Annotated in this window: 14 protein-coding genes and 2 pseudogenes; 8 read left to right on the forward strand and 8 right to left on the reverse strand. The window is 69.6% G+C overall.

The window, feature by feature from the left end; genetic code table 11:
- Positions 1-719: 719 nt before the first annotated feature.
- Entirely contained in the window at positions 720-929 is a 210-nt protein-coding gene (locus tag ACZ4V6_RS30045) for a hypothetical protein (RefSeq protein ID WP_467833558.1), read from the forward strand.
- 82 nt (positions 930-1,011) lie between these two features.
- On the opposite strand, the pseudogene ACZ4V6_RS30050 reads toward ACZ4V6_RS30045, so the two are convergent.
- Positions 1,012-1,311, reverse strand: a pseudogene (locus tag ACZ4V6_RS30050) (transposase); the annotation flags it as partial.
- Positions 1,312-1,582: 271 nt separating this feature from the next.
- Here ACZ4V6_RS30050 and ACZ4V6_RS30055 point away from each other — a divergent pair.
- Positions 1,583-2,356, forward strand: a complete 774-nt coding sequence (locus ACZ4V6_RS30055) for a maleylpyruvate isomerase family mycothiol-dependent enzyme (RefSeq protein ID WP_467833560.1) — start codon at positions 1,583-1,585, stop codon at positions 2,354-2,356.
- Between the two features lie 323 nt (positions 2,357-2,679).
- On the opposite strand, the gene ACZ4V6_RS30060 is transcribed toward ACZ4V6_RS30055, so the two are convergent.
- From ACZ4V6_RS30060 to ACZ4V6_RS30075, 4 genes and pseudogenes are all read right to left on the reverse strand, one after another.
- Positions 2,680-3,462 carry an oxidoreductase gene (locus ACZ4V6_RS30060; RefSeq protein ID WP_467833668.1) on the reverse strand — a complete coding sequence of 261 codons (783 nt, stop codon included), beginning with the start codon at positions 3,460-3,462 and terminating at the stop codon, positions 2,680-2,682.
- Between the two features lie 77 nt (positions 3,463-3,539).
- On the reverse strand, positions 3,540-4,118 hold the full coding sequence (locus ACZ4V6_RS30065; RefSeq protein ID WP_467833562.1) for a TetR/AcrR family transcriptional regulator: 579 nt from the start codon (positions 4,116-4,118) through the stop codon (positions 3,540-3,542).
- Positions 4,119-4,434: 316 nt separating this feature from the next.
- Positions 4,435-5,148 carry a hypothetical protein gene (locus ACZ4V6_RS30070; RefSeq protein ID WP_467833563.1) on the reverse strand — a complete coding sequence of 238 codons (714 nt, stop codon included), beginning with the start codon at positions 5,146-5,148 and terminating at the stop codon, positions 4,435-4,437.
- A 504-nt stretch (positions 5,149-5,652) separates the two neighbouring features.
- Positions 5,653-6,066, reverse strand: a pseudogene (locus ACZ4V6_RS30075) (arsenic resistance protein); the annotation flags it as partial.
- 170 nt (positions 6,067-6,236) lie between these two features.
- Here ACZ4V6_RS30075 and ACZ4V6_RS30080 point away from each other — a divergent pair.
- A complete protein-coding gene (locus tag ACZ4V6_RS30080; protein WP_467833564.1) occupies positions 6,237-6,617 on the forward strand; it encodes a hypothetical protein in 381 nt (126 codons plus the stop codon).
- A gap of 183 nt (positions 6,618-6,800) precedes the next feature.
- On the forward strand, positions 6,801-7,907 hold the full coding sequence (locus tag ACZ4V6_RS30085; protein ID WP_467833566.1) for a PP2C family protein-serine/threonine phosphatase: 1,107 nt from the start codon (positions 6,801-6,803) through the stop codon (positions 7,905-7,907).
- Between the two features lie 236 nt (positions 7,908-8,143).
- Here the strand turns inward: ACZ4V6_RS30085 and ACZ4V6_RS30090 are convergent, their stop codons facing one another.
- Both ACZ4V6_RS30090 and ACZ4V6_RS30095 read right to left on the reverse strand, forming a co-directional pair.
- On the reverse strand, positions 8,144-8,338 hold the full coding sequence (locus tag ACZ4V6_RS30090; protein ID WP_467833567.1) for a CoA-transferase: 195 nt from the start codon (positions 8,336-8,338) through the stop codon (positions 8,144-8,146).
- 239 nt (positions 8,339-8,577) lie between these two features.
- Positions 8,578-10,068 (reverse strand): extracellular catalytic domain type 1 short-chain-length polyhydroxyalkanoate depolymerase, encoded by a 1,491-nt coding sequence (locus tag ACZ4V6_RS30095; protein ID WP_467833568.1) that lies wholly within the window; start codon positions 10,066-10,068, stop codon positions 8,578-8,580.
- Positions 10,069-10,411: 343 nt separating this feature from the next.
- Here ACZ4V6_RS30095 and ACZ4V6_RS30100 point away from each other — a divergent pair, with 343 nt between their 5' ends.
- Positions 10,412-11,857, forward strand: coding sequence for a 3-hydroxybutyrate oligomer hydrolase family protein (locus ACZ4V6_RS30100; RefSeq protein ID WP_467833569.1), 1,446 nt, complete (start codon positions 10,412-10,414; stop codon positions 11,855-11,857).
- Between the two features lie 376 nt (positions 11,858-12,233).
- On the opposite strand, the gene ACZ4V6_RS30105 is transcribed toward ACZ4V6_RS30100, so the two are convergent.
- Positions 12,234-12,392 (reverse strand): hypothetical protein, encoded by a 159-nt coding sequence (locus ACZ4V6_RS30105; RefSeq protein ID WP_467833570.1) that lies wholly within the window; start codon positions 12,390-12,392, stop codon positions 12,234-12,236.
- Between the two features lie 458 nt (positions 12,393-12,850).
- Between ACZ4V6_RS30105 and ACZ4V6_RS30110 the strand changes: the two genes are divergently transcribed.
- From ACZ4V6_RS30110 to ACZ4V6_RS30120, 3 genes are all read left to right on the forward strand, one after another.
- Complete coding sequence (locus ACZ4V6_RS30110) at positions 12,851-13,069, forward strand: hypothetical protein (protein ID WP_467833571.1); 219 nt, start codon at positions 12,851-12,853, stop codon at positions 13,067-13,069.
- Between the two features lie 93 nt (positions 13,070-13,162).
- Positions 13,163-14,227 carry a sporulation protein gene (locus tag ACZ4V6_RS30115; protein WP_467833572.1) on the forward strand — a complete coding sequence of 355 codons (1,065 nt, stop codon included), beginning with the start codon at positions 13,163-13,165 and terminating at the stop codon, positions 14,225-14,227.
- 1,167 nt (positions 14,228-15,394) lie between these two features.
- Positions 15,395-17,011 carry an MBL fold metallo-hydrolase gene (locus tag ACZ4V6_RS30120; protein WP_467833573.1) on the forward strand — a complete coding sequence of 539 codons (1,617 nt, stop codon included), beginning with the start codon at positions 15,395-15,397 and terminating at the stop codon, positions 17,009-17,011.
- Positions 17,012-17,040: the final 29 nt, after the last annotated feature.

The raw sequence follows: 17,040 nt of genomic DNA on the forward strand, positions 1-17,040 counted from the left end.
GGCTCAAGCCGGGCCCACTGGCCATTCGTCAGATCCCCACGTCCCACAGGACGTGATCATCAACGAACAAGATCCACTTTCGCAACAGACCCTAGACCTGCTTCCACCGCACCGCCCTCGGCCTGGCCTCCACCACCGGCGTCGACACCGGATTCATCCGCGAACCGGCGGGCACCCTGAACTCCATGAGACCGGGGGAGTCCTCCTACTACCTCACCGACGCCACCGGGAGTGCCCTCGGCCTCGTCGACGACACCGGTGAGCGCACCCGCACCTATGCCTACGGGCCGACCGGTACGTCGAGGATGACGCCGATCGAGAGGGTGTCCCGGGCGTACTGCTACGCGGGCGCCCATGCCGACCCGACGGTCCTGTACAAGATGGGCCACCGTTCCTACGACCACGCTCTCGGCCGCTTCACCCAGCGCGGTCCCTCCGGGTGTTCGGAAAGCACTCGAAGTCCGCAGGTGTCACCGGGCTGGCCTGCTACATCAATCACTCGGTCGGAGAGGGCGACCTGGGGGATCTCACGTGAAGCAACCTCAAGCGTGAGGAGGGACAAACTCTGTCATGCCAGAGCAACTGGACGGCCTGGAAACGGCGGTCTGACACCTGGCAGGCTGTTCTGAACATCTGGTTACGGCCAGGGCCGGACGCCTCCCGTCTCTGACCGCCTTCGTGTCCCGCCTTTCGCACGACAAATGGCTGAAGGGAGCTGAATGAAGAGCGTCATTCGTGAACTCCCCGCGATCATCGGTGTGTCTGTCGGTTGGGGAATGGTCATCTTCTTCGTTGCCTGGTTACTTGCTGACTCCGATGCAAGCCAGTCAGCCACGCGCGGACTCGGTGCGGCCGCAATGTGGCTTGTCATCATTTTCTGCTGGCGGGCTCTGAAGGCAGCGGCTCGAGCGAGCCGTCCGAAGGATTGAGGGCCTTCGCAGGGCCACTCACCTTCTGGGGCAGTCGCTGAAGAAGCTCACTGAGGCTGAACTCGTGATGTCGCCGGGTTGCTCAGGTGGGTCGGATGGCCAGGCCGGTCCCGGCGGGGCTGCCGTCTGCGAGGTCGCTGCGGTACTGGATGTGCCGTAGGCCGCGTCGGATGCGCTGGACGAGGTTTTCGGGGGTGCTGAAGGCGGCGTTGGACAGCCAGGCGCGCCACAGGAGGGACCAGATCCCTACGACGGGATCGAGGCCGGGTGTATGGGGCGGCAGGTAATGGATGGTCAGCCACTCGTGGGTTGCCGCCCACTGCCGCAGGTCGGCGGCCTTGTGGACGTTCAGATCGTCCCGGACTAGCGCGATCGGGCCGCCGGGCCGCACACTGCTCAGGCCGCTGACGTCGGCCAGGGGTGCGGATTGCTGGGGGTGACTTCGTAGGTCGAGCAGCGAGTCGGTGGCGGGCCCGGTGGTTGCGCTGGTGCTCTTGGCCCAGACGGTAGGTCCAGTAGCGGTCGAAGTCGCCGTTGGCGAGCAGTGCGCGGAGTTCCAGGACGGATCCGGCGCTGGCGCTCCGCCCGGCCGTCGACGCGTTCGTCCGACGAATTCGCCACCGGCGGCCGGGGCGCCGTGATAGACAGCCGACGTGCAAAACATCTTGGAGTTCCCCGAGGTCCTGCGGTTGATCGAAGACCGCTCGGCCGCGTTCCGCGCCGCGATCGCGTCCGCCCCCGACCTTGACGTCCAGGTCCCGACCTGCCCGGACTGGACGCTGCGCGAACTGGCGCAGCACCTCGGCGACGGCCGCCGCCGCCAGGCCGCCATCGTCGCGGCGGGACCGGGCGCCGAGCCCCCGGCGAAGACGGACCCGAAGGGCGCCCCTACCGCGCCCCGCGACCGCGAGGCCCTGGACGCCTGGCTCGCCGAGTCGACCGAGCTCATGCTCGAGGCGATGCGCGAGGCCGGCCCGGACCGCGGCTGCTGGACCTGGTGGGGCCGCTCGCAGGCCCCGGGGACCAGCGGAGCCGTGGCCCGGCACCAGATCCAGGAGATCGCCGTCCACACCTACGACGTCCAGCTCACCCAGGGGGCCGCACAGCCGCTGCCGGCGGACGTCGCGGTCGAGGGCGTCGACGAGTTCCTGACGACCGTCTCGGCGACGACCGTCCCCTGGCCGTTCAAGCCGGCGACCATCGACCTGCACGCGACCGAGGGCCGCTCCTGGCGCCTGGCCCTGAACGCCGACGGCGTCCGCTGCGACGACCTCGCCGCCGATGCGGAGCCGGGCGACATGGCGATGCGAGGCGCAGCGAGCGAACTGGTCCTCTACTTCTACGAGCGCGTCCCGCTCGACGTCCTGGAGACCACCGGCGACACCGAGCCGATGGAGCAGCTCGCGGACTGGGACCCGAACGCGTAAAGCGCGCACTTGTGACGCATCTGTCGGTTGTGCGCGCGCTCCTGCGGGCGCCCCCGGGCCCGGGGTTGCGGACATGGCACGGCTGCGGGCCTGCTGTCCAAGGGCGAACGGTGCACCTGCGGGCGGCTGGCGCTCGACCGGGTACGTCGCCCGGCGGGTGCGGATTGCCGGGACTGACCTCGTGGACCAAGCAGCGAGTAGGTCGCGGGCCCGCTCGGCGGGAGGCTTCCGTCTCACGGTCGTCTCATTTCTCATGGCTGCGGGACGGGACGTCTTCCGCCCCGCAGCCATGAGAATCAGCTCCGCCCCGCGGGACTCCGCGTTCAGAGTGTCTTGATGGTGCCACCGTCGATGACGTAGTCGGCGCCAGTGATGTTGCCTGCGACGTCGGAGAGAAGGAACGCGATCAAGGCCGCCACTTCTTCAGGTTCGGTAATACGGCCGGTGGTGATGTCGAAGGCTTCGGGGATCTGCTGAAGGAACGCGGCGTGCTCCGCCCCTGCCCCGGCCGCCACCTTGCCCCCGAATCCGTCGGGGTCCTCCCAGATGGAGGTGCGGACCACTCCGGGGGAGACGGTGTTCACACGCACCCCCTGGGGTCCGAACTCCTCGGCCAGGGATTTGCCGAGTGCGGCCAGCGCCGCCTTGGCCGCGCTGTAGGCGACCGGGCCGGCGGCGGGCAGCCGGGAGTTGATGGACGAGACATTGACGATCGCCCCACGACGCTCCATCAGGCTCGGCAGGGCCGCGCGGGTGGCACGGACGGCACTGAGCAGGTTGAGGTCGAGGACGCGGATCCACTGGGAGTCCCCGGTGTCGAGGAAGCCGACGGGCTCCACGTCGTCCCCGGCTCCGACGTTGTTCACCAGCAGGTCGATCCCGCCCAACTCGGTGAGGGCACTGTCCATGAGGGTGGCGACGCCTTCAGCGGTGCTCAGGTCGGCCGACACCGTGTATGCGCCGGTTTCCTTCAACTCGGGCGTCACGGTGCGGGCAGCTCCGACGACGCGGACGCCCTCTGCCGTGAGAGTCCGGACGGTGGCGAGCCCGATGCCCCGGCTGGCGCCGGTGACGACGGCTGTCTTCGCGGTGAGGTTGAGGTGCACGACACTCCAATTTTTGAACTCGAAGTACAAAATTTGGGCAACAGTCGCATCAGGTGAAGCGAGTGCTGCTGTTCGGGTCAGAGGGAGTCGATCGTCGCGTCGATCACTCGGGCGAGCCGATCAGGGCTTTCGGCGACGCGCGCCATGAGGCGCAGGCCCACAAGCGTGTTCAGCAGCAGGCTTCCCAGGGCTGCGGGATCACGCTCCGGTGCGATCTCTCCCGAGCGTTGCCCTTCTTCGATCAGCGCGCGGAAGGCACCCTCGGTGCGGGCGAACATGTGCTGGACGAGTTCGGTTGCCACCTGGTCCGTGGCGGCGAGTTCTGCCGCCGTGTTCACGGCCATGCAGCCCCGACGGTCCGGGTCGGCGAGGTCCATATCGGCGAGGAACTCCAGCGTCTTGCGCAGACGCGCCTTGACCGGCCCGGGCTCGTCGCACATCTCGATGAGCGCAACGGCCTGGCTGTCGCGATAGCGGCGAAGTGCCCGCTCGAACAGAGCGTGTTTGCTGCCGAAGGCGTTGTAGAGGCTGCCCTTGCCGATGCCGATCGCGTCGACGAGGTCCTGCGGCGTGGTCGCGGCATACCCCTTCCGCCAGAACACCTCCATGGCGTGCTCAACGGCGACATCCGGATCGAACTGTTTGGGCCTTCCCATGGTCAGGACACTAGCATCTTTCTTGACCTCGAAGTCAAGAACTGGGCTTCCACAACTGCTGCACCGCCGTGACAACTCGTGCGCCGAACTGAGTCGCCCGCACGCTGCGGCCGTGCTGGGCGAGCCGAGGAGGTGGTTTGCGAGGTCACGTTCGAGGCGAGCGATCTTGGGCTGTCGGACATGACGACACTGATACGTCCTGAGCTGGGCTGTGCCAGGACGGTGAGACGGCCGTGTCCAGAGTTCTCACCGAAGGTGGCGGTTTCCGGGTCAGGTCGAGAGACAGAGGGCTCGGGCAACCCTGGAGCCGGTCCGGCTACCGGCCGTGCAACCAGACCCGCAGCGGTCCGACCGGCTCGAAGCCATGGCGGACGGCGGCCGCCAGGTCCTCGCCCTGCTCGTAGCCGACCACCGGCAGGGAGGGGAACAGCCTGTGCACCGCGTCCAGTACGACCGGCCAGGCCGCGTCAGGGCCACCGTCCAGCGCGAAGACATGGGAGATTCCGACCGCCTGGTCACTGCAGCTCGCCACCGCTCCGGCGACCACCCGACCGCCGGCGGACCGCCCGGTGAGCACGAAGATAGCCGGATCGTCGAGCAGTTCGGGCCGGAAGAGGTCCGCGTTGCCGTCCCCGTCGTCCCAGGCGAGCGCCCAGGCGCGCAGCGCGTCCGAATCGTCCGCCACACCCCAGGAAAGATCCGGCGCCAGGGCGGGCGCACCTGCCGGGCGGTGTATCCACTGCGCCTCGAACAGCACCTGGAAGCCGGCCTCCGTCAGATCGAGGTCGGCGAAGCTGTCCTTGACGGAGGCGCCGGGTGCGACGGTGTCGATCCGGGACACCAGCGCGTCCGGATCGGCGCCCGGCACCAGCGTCACCGCGTCGGGGTAATACAGCGGAGTACGAGACGGAACGGCCCAGGCATGCGCCCCGAACTCGCCCGCCAAGCCGTGCGATCGGCTCATCGCGGCGCACCACTCGGCATTGTTGCGGGCGGCGGCCCGGACCAGGAACTGCTTCGGAGTCGTCACGAGTGCGGATCATGACGACTCAGGCCCGGCCCGTCGAACGATTTTCCGCTGCCTGCAAGAGGGAGGCTCCGATCGGCATGGGCCAGCGCCGTGGAGGGGCGCCTCGGCGGACGATCCGCTGATGCCGACGGTCGGCCCGGAGAACCTCGGGCAGCCCTGGAAGGCTGTGCTGCTCGTCTCCGAGGAGTCGGCGATGGTGCCGGTAGCAGGCGCCTTCATGGTGCGGGGCACTGCGGACGACGAGACCGCGGATGCGGCGGCGAGCCGTGCGGAGGCGGCAGGCCGGGCGTCGCCGCGGCTCGATGACCTCCTCGGTGGCGGACAGCGGCAGCCGCCGGATCGGGTCGTCGATGCCGTGCGGAGGCATCGCGTGGATCAGGGAGGACGGGCTCCGGCCGGTCAGGGCGGCGAGCCGCACCAGACGGACGGAGACAAGAGCACGACCGGCTCGGAGAACGAGACCCGTGACGGCAGCGATGTGCCTCACGAGACACATCGAACCCGGAGACCGGACAGGGCCTGGCCGGAGGTGACGCCGAAGGTGGCGACGGCGACCGCGATGGCCGGCTCGGAGTCGTTGCCCGCCGCGGTGAACGCCGGCGTCGCGGTGCGGTCGTATACCAGGCCCAGGGCCTTGCCGAGCAGAAAGGTGCCGAAGCCGAGCAGAAAGGTGCCGAAGAGCGCGACCGCGAAGTACACCAGCAGCGGCAGCGCGATCCGGGCGACGTCCAGTGGCTGCGACGTAATCGTCTTGCCCTGCAGGGCGAAGAGGATGCTGATCGTGAACAGCAGTCCGTACGGCGCCCACGGGCCGATCTTCGGCAGGAACTTCTGCTCCTGCTCGGTGCGGCCCAGCTCCTGCTCCCCGATGCGGGGGGCGAGGAAGCCGGCCGGCAGCGGGATGCCGGGGAAGACCACTGGGAATTTCGGCCCGACTGAGTGCCGACCGGGGCAGCGCCTCTTTCCGGTCTCGGGTCCTGGCTGACCAGCCTCGTCGGCGAACTCCTTGCGGCGACACCCCGCGCTGCCTCGAAGCGCCGCCTACGCTGTAGACACGTGGTCGCTCTCGGGAAGCTGGGAGGCGTGTCGTGTCCCGTACTCTCCGTTACCACCTCGATGTGGACGGCCACTCGGTCACGGTGCTGACCCGCCACGCCGCTTCCGAAGCCGAGCTGCTGGTGGACGGCAAGGTGGTGGGCTACCAGCGTTCACCACACCGCAAAGACACGGTCGCGCTCACGGCCGAGCTGCCCGGCGACCCGCCCCGCCCGTTCGAAGTCACTCTCCACACCGGCGGGACCGCTGAGCGTGCCGCCATATGTGTGCTGGACCTCGCCGGACGCAGTCAGTCCGTGGCTGAGATGCCACTGGGCCGATCCGACAGCACCCCGCCCGCAGTGTCCCGGCCCTCACTGCGCTCGGCACGCAGATCCCTCCGCAGCCTCATGCGACACACCCACCGCCACTAGCCACCACCCGGTAGGAGTCCCCGGCCCCCGGAGCGGGCGGTGGACGCAGGAGCGGGGCAGGCCGCACCAGCGATGACGGCGCGGCCCGCGCACGTTGCGTCAGGCGCAGCCGCCGACGTGCGACCGCGCGCCGGTCTCCGCCTGGGCGAGCGGACCGAGCGCGGTTCGGTGTAAGGAGGAGACATGTCGCAAGGTCTCGACGGACTTCGCCGGCCGGGGCGTACGAGCCGGGCGCTGGTCGCCATCCCGATCGCGTGGATCATCGCGGTGTCCGTGATCGACTTTCTTGCGCCGCCTCACATCCACCTGGGGCCGCTGCTCGTCGCCGCCCCGGCGATCACCCCTCTGTTCGGCGGGCCCCGGACGGTGGGATTCGTGGCCGCGCTGGCGGTGATCGCGCAGACGGTCATCGGGGGGCTGCGCGATACCGACGAGTTCCTGTCCGCCAACCACGAGGCACAGCTGATCGCCCTGGTGCTGGTGGGAGCGAGCCTCGTCATCTTCTGCGTGGTGCGGGAGCATCGCGCGAAGGAGCTGACCCAGGTGCGGTACGTGTCCGAGACCGCCCAGCGCGTGGTCCTGCCGCCGCTGCCCAGCCGGCTCGGCCCGCTGCGCGCCGCCTCCCTCTACCTGGCCGCGGAGGCCGAGGCACGGATCGGCGGCGACCTGTACGCGGCGGTGCGCACCACCTCCGGCACCCGGCTGATCGTCGGCGACGTGCGGGGCAAGGGGATGACCGCGGTCAGTGACGCCGCACTGCTGCTCGGTGCGTTCCGCGTCGCGGCTCACCGCGAGACGAGCCTGGGCGAGCTGGTGGCCTACCTCGACCGGAGCGTGTGCTGGGACCTGATGGAGCCGGGCGAGACGGGCCGCTACGGGGAAACGTTCATCACCGCCACCGTCCTCGACATCCCCGACCAGGACGGCAGCGTCCGGATGGTCTCCTGCGGGCACCCTCCGCCCATCGTCCTGCGCGAGGGGAGACCGACGACGATGAACGCCCTCCGTCCCGCACCCCCGCTGGGACTGGGCGAACTGACGGACCCGGGCTACCACGTCGACAGCTTCCCGTTCGTCCCGGGAGACCTCCTGTTGCTGTACACGGACGGTGTCACCGAGGCCCGCGACCCCGGCGGCACCTTCTACCCGCTCGCCGAGCGCATCACCGGCTGGACCGAGAGCGACCCCGACGCCTTCCTCGGCCGCTTCCGCAGCGACCTGCTGCACCACGTCGGCGGACACCTCGACGACGACGCCGCCATGATCGTCCTCGAGCGCCCGGTCGCGTAGAGGGCGGGCGGCATGCCGAGCGGGCCACGAGCCGGCTGAGAGCTTCGAGGACCTGGACGGAACGGGCGTGACGGTACCGGCCGCCGTCAACGACGCGGTGACGGAGTTCGCAGCCAGCGGCAGCGGCGGGACATCGAAGAGGCGGTGCTGGGCGACGTGAGGCGGAGCCCCGGCGGGCAGGACGTCGGCCGGCGTCGCACTCCAGCCGCCGGTCCGGCGCCCACCGGGCGCTGGCTTCACGGACGTCTGAGCCGGTGTACCCCGCGGTCCGAGGAGACGATCTCGAGGCCGTTCAGTCCATGCTGTCCCAGGGCGTCGATGAGCGTGCCGGGTGTTCCGCACGGCCCGAAGCCGCCCACCGCGAGCGAGGCGCCGTCCTCCATGTCGGCCACCGCCTCCGCGGTGCTCGCGACTGTCTCGTCCGGACCCATACGGACCCTTTCCTCCAGGCGACCGGCGTGGCCTCGCTGGTCAGAGCCGATGGCCGATACAACCGATGGGCGGCGAGCCTAGGCACGCGGTTGGGGTGCGGCCATGGTTGCCATCCACCCACCATGTGGCGTCTTCATGTCGGCGAACCACTGTCTTCGGCGAGGCCGGACAGGGGTGAAACGGCACGCGGCCCCGGCGGACGCTATCCGGCCGGGGCCGCGCGGAGGGGGCTCAGGACCTAGCAGCCGGTGTCGGCGACGACGTAGTAGCCGGGTGCGGTCTGCTTCAGGGTGTGAGTGACGAACGTGTTGTACAGGCCCATGGCCTGACCGGAGCCCGTGGCGTAAGTCTGTCCGCCCCTTTGGTAGGCGCGACCGGCAGCGGTGTGCTGGTAATTGCTCGCCGTGTAGCAGGTGGGCGTGTAGCCGGTGGTGGTGGCGGTCACTGAAGAGGAGGACGCCCCCACCGCCCCGGCCGCGTCCACCGCAGCCACCGTGTAGGCGTACGAGGTACCGACGGTCAGGCCCGTGTCGGTGTAGGAGGGCGTCGTCGTGGTGCCCGCTTTCGTGCCGCCGCGATAGACGTTGTAGGAGGCCGCTCCGGGAACAGCGCTCCAGCTCAACGATACGGAGGTGTCGGTGGTGGCGCCGACGGTCAGACCCGTGGGCGCGGGCAGGTTGCCCGGGGCTTCCCCGCCGTTGCCGCCGCCGTCGAGTCCCCAGAAGCGGGCGGTGTGGTAGCTGGAGCAGATGGTGTCGAGGTAGTAGGTTCCGGCGGTGCCGCACTGTTCCGGGCCGCTGCCCGGGTCTACCGCGAGGCCGTGGGCCATGCCGGAGATGGAGTAGACCTGGACGGCGGGGGTGCCGGAGGCGTCGTCGTACTCACTCAGCGTGGTGCCGCCGGAGAGGTTCCCGGTGCGGGAGGGCGTCTGGCCGATGCCCCATGTGTTCGTCCACTGGTCGCGCAGTTCAGTGGCGTTGGCCGGTACGACGGTGGTGTCCGAGGTGCCCTGCCAGATCGCCACTCGGGGCCAGGAGGTGGTGCCGGCGGGTGCCGCGGCGCGGACCAGGTCGCCCCACTGGGCGGGCGTCTTGTTCGGCGGGCTGTACATGCAGGTGTACGCGGCGGACACGCTCGTCGCACAGTACGCGGGAAGACCGGAGTCGATGGAGCCGCCGGCGAAGACGTCCGGATAGGCGGCGAGCATGTTCGCGGTCATGCCGGCACCGGCCGACAGACCGGTGATGTAGACACGGCTGGTGTCGCTGCCGTAGCGGGCGACAGCGGCGTCGACCATCTGCTTGATCGACAGGGCCTCGCCCTTGCCGCGCGCGCTGTCGCCCGAGTCGAACCAGTTGAAACAGGAGTTTGCGTTGTTGGCGCTGGTTGTCTGGGGGAAGACGAGGGCGAACTTGTACTGGTCGGCGAACTTCGGCCAACCGGACTTCGCGTAGTAGTCGCTCGCGCTCTGCGTGCAGCCGTGCAGGGCGATGACGAGTGGCGCGCCCGCGGGGAGGCCGTCCGGCGCGTAGGTGTGCATGGACAGGTTGCCGGGATTGGAGCCGAATCCGGTGACCTGGGTCAGGGCGGCGGCGGACGCCGGCGGACTGACGGCCACCAGACCGGTGGTCAGGGCGAGGGAGCCTGTGGCGGCGGCGAGCCAGCGGCGGAGACCGCCGATGATGCGGCGTCCCCTCGCGGTGGGGAACGGGGAGTGCGGCTGTCCCATGGCTGATGCCTTCCGTGGAGAGGGGAGGGGAAGAGGCACCGTGGCGGCTGCGGCTCGAGCCACCGGTGTGTGGCGTGAATGATGTGGGCTGGATCACTTATGTTGGCATGGCTTGGACAACCAACTTTGACGAACGAGCAGTGTGTTGGCCATCCATGGTCCGACGCACGAAGGGCCCGGTAGCGAGGAGGAGACAGGGGCCGCGATGTCTTCGACCGCCCACTGGGATGGTGGGGAGATCCACCTTGCAGCCGCTGACAGTGGGGCTCAAGCCCATGTCTGGCGGTCGACCGACGTCGTAGCCTCCCGCAGGTCCTCATCCATGAGCCTTGGAGGCGCGCAGATGCGTCGTTCCCTCATCCGTTCCTCACCCCGCCTCTGGCGGCGAAGCGCGCCGGCGGCACTCGCCCTGGCCGCACTGACCCTCACCACCGCCCCGGCGGCCGCGGCGCCTTCGGCCCCCGCCGGACACTGCGCTCGCCTGACCCATCTCCGCGTCCCGGGCGTAGAACACCAGCGGGCGGCGTGTCTGAACGAACTGACCACGGCGGGCACGGTCGCCTCCGGCCACACCGACCCCACCGACTGGGCCGGGCTGACCCCCAAGGACCTGGCCGTCCCCAGCGGGGTCCCCGGCGTCCAGATCGACGGCTACTTCCCCGACACCTCCACCACCAACACCAACCACGGCTGGAACCACGACGCCCAGTTCGTCATCCGCATGCCCGACCGGTGGAACGGCGGCCTGGTCGTGGCCGGCACCCCCGGCAACCGCGAGCAGTACGCCAACGACCGGGCCATCGCGGACTGGGTGCTGGCCCAGGGCTACGCGTACGCCGCCACGGACAAGGGCAACACGGGCCTCGCCTTCTACCGGGACGGAGAGGCACCGGGCGACGCGATCGCGGAGTGGAACGACCGGGTCACCCAGCTCACCCGTGCGGCCCGCGCCACGATCACCCAGCGCTACCACCGACCTCCTTCCCGCACCCTGGTCACCGGCCTGTCCAATGCCGGCTACCTGGTGCGCTGGCAGTTGGAGAACCACCCCGAGCTCTACGACGGGGGAGTCGACTGGGAAGGCACTCTCTGGCGGGCCGATGGTCCCAACCTGCTGGACTTCCTGCCGAAGGCCTTGCGCGCCTATCCCGTGTACGCGGCGGGCGGCGAGGGCGCCGAGGAGGCGCGGCAGCAGATGCACGAGGCCGGCTTCCCGAAAGGGTCGGAGTTCCTGTGGCCGTACCACCACAAGGTCTACTGGGACCTGACCCAGCGCATCTACCGGGAGGAAGTGGACCCCGGCTTCGACGGCGCGACCGAAGCCGGAACCCCGTACTGCACGACAGGTACGCCGGCCTGCGACGCCGACTACGACTACGCCGCCCGGCCGGACGAGGCCCACGAGGCCGTAAGGAAGATCGCGCTGACCGGCCGGATCGGCAAGCCCCTGATCACCCTGCACGGAACCCTGGACGTCCTGCTGCCCATCAGCCAAGACTCCGACGTCTACGCACGGATGGTGCGCGAGGCCGGGCGCGGCTTCCTGCACCGCTACTACCGCATCGAGGGCGGTACCCACACCGACTCGCTCGTCGACGCCTTCCCGGAGCGGCTGCGCCCCCTCACCCCGTGCCACCACACCGCCTTCACGGCCCTGGAGGGCTGGCTGAGGACGGGCCACCGGCCGCCCGCCTCGGGCACCGTCGCTCTGCGCGCCGGCCAGGACACCGAGACCCTGGCCAACACCTGCTCCCTGGACGCGAGAAAGACCGTCGGCCCCTCTTCGTGAGCGTCACGGTGCTCCTTCCGGCGGGATCCCTCTGGCATTTCAATCCGTTGAACTGCCCAACACCATGGTTGATCCATCCGTATGCCGGACGGTAGGCCCTCCCTGACTGTTTCCCGCCATGACGAACACATTTCCTGCACCGGCACCTCTGCCGTCGCCCGTCGCCGACATCGACCTCAGCGGTCGTACGGCCCTGATGACGGGTGGCGGCAGCGGCAGCGGCCGGGCCTGTGTGCTCGCTCCGGCACAGGCGGGAGTCACCGTCCACGTGGTCGACCGGGACGCCTCGGCGGCGAACCGCACTCCGTCTCCACAGGGTTCCGCGCCTGGTGGGCCGAACGGACCGTCGTCGAACGCACCCGGAGCACCAAGCGGTTCACCCCCCCCCGTCGTCGGCCGCCTCGACATCACCCATGAAGCTCTCTCCCTGCCCGGCGTCCCCGACCGGATCCTCTTCGTCTACGCCGGCAAGACCGACGACGACCTCGAAGAGCCGCGCATCCTCGCCGGCTGGTACACCCAGGCCATCCCCCACGACACCGCCGGCAAGGGCACTGCCCAGCCGCAGCGGGGCCAGGCGGGCGAACAGGACTCCCGCCGCGCGCAGGCCCGCCGCGGCGCCCCACCCGGCCCGGCGGCCCCGACTCCCTCCCTCCCTGCAGCTAAGAGCTCAGGGACAAGGAGTCATCCCGTCCGCCACGCCCGCGAACCGACCGCTCGCCTTCCTCACCGGCGCCTCCGACGCCACCGACACCGACCTCGACGACGAACTCGGACTGATCGCCCCCGACGTCAACACGGTCGTCCACCTCGCCGAGCCGTCGAAGGCGAGCCCATGCCCTGAGGCTCTGACCAGCTCAGCAGCGTCTTTCGGCCTTTTCCGGCGAGGCCGCCCGGAGCAGGCTCTCCGCCCGCCCGGACAGCCATATGCTTCTACGCGTTTGTAGAAACAGGCCCGGGCGGCACCGGGCCACGCTCTCGTGGAGACAACTCATGGCTTCGATCGATCTGGACAAGGTGCTGGACAAGGCGTGGGCTGACAAGAGCCTGCCGGAGGTGCTCGCTGCCCCGGTCGCAGCGCTGAAAGGCGTCTCCGACCGTGACGGCGAGCTGCTCCAGGAGGCGTTCGGGGTCAAGACCGTGGCGGACCTGGCCGAATTGAAGTACGTCCGCTGGGCGCAGGCTCTCGCCGCTCTCGAGGCCGCGAAGTAACCCGTCGGCGGAAACGTCTGGTGCCGCCCGTCCGTCACCGGCCGGGCGGCACCGCCTCAAGCACACACGTACGTAAAAGGAGTGGACGCCACGATGGTGTTCAAGCGACTTCTCGGCTCGCTCGGCGTGGGCGCCCCCACGGTCGACACGGTCCTCGACCCGGCGCCCGTCCTGCCCGGCGGCACACTCGGTGGGCAGGTGCATATCAAGGGAGGCCAGGCCGACTTCGACATCGAGCACATCACGCTCGAGCTCGTGGCGCGGGTCGAGGCGGAGCACGAGGACGGGGAGAGCGAGGGCGTCGTCGTCTTCGACCGGTTCACCGTGGGCGGAGGCTTCCGCCTTGCCGCGGAGGAACTTCGCGGTGTGCCGTTCAGCGTCATGCTGCCCTGGGAGACGCCCATCACCGAGCTGCACGGTCAGCCTCTGGGCATCCCGCTCGGCGTGCGCACCGAACTCGCGGTCGCCGGCGCCCGGGACAAGGGCGACCTCGACCAGCTCACGGTCACGGCCCTGCCCTCCCAGGAAGCCGTCCTGGAAGCCTTCGGGCAGCTCGGTTTCGGCTTCAAGTCGGCCGACCTGGAGTACGGCCGCATCGGCGGCACCGGGCAGCAGCTTCCCTTCTACCAGGAGATCGAGCTCACCCCGGCCCCGCAGTACGCCCACCAGGTCAACGAGATCGAGCTGACCTTCCTGGCAAGTCCCGGCGGACTGGAGGTGATCCTGGAAGCCGACAAGCGCGGTGGCCTCTTCTCCCGGGGCCATGACGCGCTGACCCGCTTCACCGTCGGCCATCACGACGCCCGCGACTGGACTGCCGAGGTCGACGGCTGGATCCGTCAGTTGGTCGAGCACCGCGCCTCGTACGGTGGTCACGGCTCGTACGGCCACGGCGCCGTGCACCACGGCGACCACTACGGACGCGACGGCTTCTCCACCGCGTACGGCAGTCACGCCTACAAGGACGACCACAGCCACGGTGGCCATCACCATGGCGACGGCCACGGGCATCGCTCCGGGCCGGGCATGGGCACGGCGATTGCGGCCGGCGCGGCGGGACTTGCCGTCGGCGTGGTCGGCGGCATGGTCGCAGCCGAGGTCGTCGACGAAGTGGGAGACTTCTTCGAAGGCGACGACGAAGAGGGCGGCGAGGACTGAAGCCCGCGCGCTCGTGACGCTCCTGTCGGCTTCTCCGTCCATGTAGGAGTGCGTTTCGTCCGGGCCGCCGCCTTCGTCGGCCCGGACGGCGCCTGAGGCGTACGGAGTCGGCCACGGCCCTGTGGCCCGCATCGCGGACTCACCGATCATTGCAGAACGAGGTTCGAAGCCGTCTCGAGCGGATGGTGCTGCAGGCGAGTGGGAGCAGGCCGAGGCGGAACCCGCGGATGCGGGGGACCGCGTCCAGCGGTGGCACGAGCCGGGTGACGTCATGGCGGTTTCCGCCGGTCAGGGAGACGGCGGGAGCATCTGCTTGCGACGACTGCGAACTCCGTCCTGGAACGATCAGTGAGGACCGTGACCCGCAACCGGCACGGGGGACGGACGTCGGGGTCGCACCGGGCAGTGGTCCTGCTGGAGGCGGGGGCCACTGTGTCGGTCCGGATGCCGGTCGCGCGAGCTTCTGCCGCTCCGGTCACGGTGCCGGAGCTCGTAGTGGGTGACGGCGCTGCCGTCGGTGCGACGGAGGATCCGCCCGTTCGCTGCTCGCGACCGGTCTTGGCGGCTTCGCACTCCCGACGCCGGAAGATGCCTTCGAAGAGTGGGACGAGCCGCTCGGCCAGGACGAACTCGCTGTTGTCGAGAGCGCCTTCAAGCCACTTCCGGCAGGGGCGACATGCTTGGCCGATGCCTCCGGGACGTGCGGTGACGGCGTTCCCGCAACGCCGTCACGCGATGCCCGCCGCTGACGGCAGCCTCGCACGCGGCAAGGGCCCGAGCGGTACGCCGGTGTAATCCACGTCACTTCACGTTCACCTCGAGCCACTCTGGGGATCGTAGTTAGAGATGTCTCGGCGCTCCGACCGGTCCCCAACTGATCTCCGAATGTGCCGCATTGATGTTTCTGAGCACTGTGATACACATGAACGGAGCCGCGAAGCAGAAGAGCTGACCCGACCGCGTACAGGGCACCGCACCACCGCCACTGACCCGCTTACCCGTCCTCCTTCGAACTGGGTGACACCACCGCTTCGCCCCTGGTGACACGACCGTCTCAACCGGGCAGGGCCGGACAGCCCGCGCCTCGCCCGCCCCCACGACGACAGACGCACGCACGCCACGCCGCGAACCACCCCCCACCGAATCTTCGACAGCGAGGGAAGCAACGTGCCGGCACACCAGAAGCTCTACCTCCGCCCGTCCGTGGTTGCGCAGCCCCTGCTGCACCGCTGGTACGCGTGGCCTTATCTCCTGGCTCCCCACACCGGTGCGCTCAACCTGCGGGACCGTCTTCTGCCCATCGTGGACAGCTACTTGAAGGCCCCGCACATCCACGAGCAGGTCACCGCGGACCCCCACCGCTACGGCGCGCCCTTCCTCGACCCCCAGGGTGCCGGTCAGGAGGACGTCCAGGCCGTCCGCGAGACCATGGCGAAGGACGGACGGGCCAAGCTGCAGCTCGCCGACGACATCGACCGGCTCCGTGCCCTGCTGAGGGAGAAGGCGCTCGGCGGATCGATGGAACCCCTGTACTCCGAGGTGCCGGCATCGCTCCGCGGCCGCGTCGAGCTCGTCTACGACACCGCCCACCGGCCGACCTTCCGGTTCTTCGAGTCGCTGATGTACTCGTCGCCGGCCTTCGAGCGGCACGGGCAGTGCGTGTCCCTGATGGCCGCGCCGAAACCACAGCCGTTCGTGTACAGCAGTCCCGTGCTGCCCAGTGCCGACCGCCTGGACATCGGTGTACCGTTCGACTCGCCCCTGTGGGACGAACTGTTCGCGGCCCGCCTTGCCCCCGTCGACGTCCCGGACCTGGCGGAGCGCCTCGGCATCGACGACACCCGCCTCCCCGCCTTCACCGCCCTGTTCCACGCGACCCCGCCGCCGCCCCACACTCCGCCCCCGGCCGGAGACGTGCGGGTGCGCTACCTCAACCACGCCTCGGTGCTCATCGAGACGGGCGGCACCTCCGTGCTCCTGGACCCGCTCATCGGGTACACCGGGGACGGGCACGAGCACTTCACGATCGAGGACCTGCCGCCGCGCATCGACACCGTTGTCATCAGCCACTTCCACTCGGACCACTTCTCGCTGGAGACGCTGCTCCAACTCCGCACCCGCATCGGCACGATCCTCGTTCCGCGTGCCTCCGGCGGCTCGCTCGCGGATCCCAGCCTCAAGACCATGCTCGAGGCACTCGGCTTCCCGAACGTCCAGGAGCTCGCCGAGCTCGACACCCGTTCCGTGGGGGACGAGGTCGAGGTCACCGCCCTCCCCTTCCTCGGTGAGCACGCCGATCTCGACATCCGCACCAAGATGGTTCCGCTCGTCCGGGCGGGCGGCCGCAGGTTCCTCTTCGCCACCGACATCACACCTCTGGAGCCCGCCCTCTACGACAACGTTCCCGGGCTGACCGAGGCGCCGCTCGACGCCCTCTTCATCGGTCTCGAATGTGTCGGAGCGCCCCTCGGCTGGCTGTACGGACCGCTGCTGGAGGAGAAGCTCTCCCGCGAGCACGACAAGGGCCGCCGGCTCAAGGGCAGCGACGCCGCGCAGGCCGACCAGCTCGCCCGGCAGCTCGACGCCCGCCACGTCTACGCCTACGCCATGGGTCTGGAACCCTGGCTCAAGCACCTCACGGGCTCCGAGTACGAGGCGGACGCGGAACCGGTCCAGCAGGCCGCCGTCCTCGGCAGGCTCACCGCCGAACGGGGCGTCACCTCCGAGCTCCTGCGTGACCGGGCCGAGCGCACCTGGCCCGTGACCGTCCCTGCGGACCAGTAGACGCCGCAACGGCACTCCGTCCCGCTGTG

Source organism: Streptomyces sp. NPDC029152 (assembly GCF_055564355.1).